The 475-nt window shown below is 73.1% G+C and carries 1 pseudogene; it reads left to right on the plus strand.

What is annotated here, in order from left to right:
• A pseudogene (locus tag FV228_RS33675) lies at nucleotides 1–268 on the plus strand (septal ring lytic transglycosylase RlpA family protein); the annotation flags it as partial.
• Between the last annotated feature and the right edge of the window lie 207 nt (nucleotides 269–475).

Consider the following 475-nt stretch of genomic DNA (forward strand, 5'->3'; position numbering starts at 1 on the left):
GCCCACAACGCCCGCCCCGACGAAACTCGCCGCGGCGGCACCCGCGGCGCTGCCGGCCTCAGCCAAGTCCACCCTGGCGCATCTGGCCTCCGGCGCCGCCAAGGGATCCACGATGATCGCTTCCAAGACCACGGTTCCGGCCTCGGCCAAGGCAGCGGTGCCAGCCAAGGTCGCGGCGACCGCGAAGGCTCCGGCCCCTGCGAAGGCAGGGGCGCCCACCCGGACGGCGTCGGGCGGGGGGCATGCGCGCCTCGCCGGGATCTATTGAGGGCGGCCCCGGCGCTTCCCGGACGGCGTGCCGTTCCGCAGTGCGGCATTTCGCATTCGATCCGGCGCTGAAACCGTAATATGGTCACGCTTGTTATCCGGATGCGGCGGGAGTTTCTCCGGCCGGGCGGCAGGCGCGGGACGGACCGGTGATGCGCAGGACCCTTCTCACCCTTCTGGCGGCCGCCTGCGCGCTGGGCGCCGGCCT

It is taken from the genome of Methylobacterium sp. WL18 (assembly GCF_008040015.1).
In the GTDB taxonomy this organism is placed as follows: Bacteria; Pseudomonadota; Alphaproteobacteria; order Rhizobiales; family Beijerinckiaceae; genus Methylobacterium; species Methylobacterium mesophilicum.